This window comes from Mesorhizobium sp. M1169, from assembly GCF_040318345.1.
Lineage (GTDB): Bacteria > Pseudomonadota > Alphaproteobacteria > Rhizobiales > Rhizobiaceae > Mesorhizobium.
In genome coordinates this window covers 1-782 of sequence record NZ_JAMYME010000117.1, presented here as the reverse complement: position 1 = coordinate 782, position 782 = coordinate 1, and the positions used below count along the sequence as shown (strand labels likewise).

Genomic DNA, 782 nt, shown 5'->3' with positions numbered 1-782 from the left:
TTGGCGGTGCGCTGGCATCGCAGTCCGAGAAAGTCAATAATTTACCAGGATGTCGCGTGACATGTTGCTCAACGACTTGACACCGTTCTCGGTCACGCGGACAGTCTCACTGAAGATGTAGCCGTCATTCTTCTCCCAAATGCCGATAAGGACGTGGAAGGTCATGTTAGGTTCGATAACGGTGTGATCGTCGGGATTGAAGCTGAGGTCAGCGCCCCAGTCGATACCAGTGGAGTAACCGCTCCTGGACTCTTTACGTACGCCATAGGGTTCGAATGCCCGCTGAAACGCATGCGAAACATCGGAGCACTTCACTCCCGGCCGTATTGCGTCGACTTCCGCGAGGAAGCCGTCCAACGCCGCTCGATGTAAGTGCTGTGCGCGAGCGCTCGGCTCCCCCAAAAAGATCGTCCTTGACAATGCACAGACGTAACGGTGTCGGAATGCACCAATCTCAAAATTGGTCTGGCAGCCCATCTTATAGCTGGCATCGGACCACTTGAGATGCGGTGCATTGGCTGGGGAGCCAACCGGCATAGTAAGAGCACCATAGCAAGGCCCGCCAGGAAATTCTGGGGTTCCTTTAATGAGAGCACTTTGCACCGCGGCAGCTACGTCACATTCGCGCGCGCCAACGGCAATCTCGATCCGGCCGGCTTGCAACGCCCTATCGGCAATCTTTCCAGCCTGCTCCATGTAGGCGAGTTCCGCCGGCGACTTCACTCGTTGCAGCGTAACAACCATGCCATCGGCATCGATAGCGTTTGAGAGATCCAAGTGAC

General features: G+C 55.9%; 1 protein-coding gene. It reads right to left on the bottom strand.

Features of this window, described 5'->3' with window-relative positions; genetic code table 11:
* Window positions 1-33: 33 nt before the first annotated feature.
* Window positions 34-782, bottom strand: a 749-nt coding sequence (locus tag NKH41_RS34070; protein WP_352936010.1) for a M24 family metallopeptidase, incomplete at its 5' end; no start/stop codon positions are given.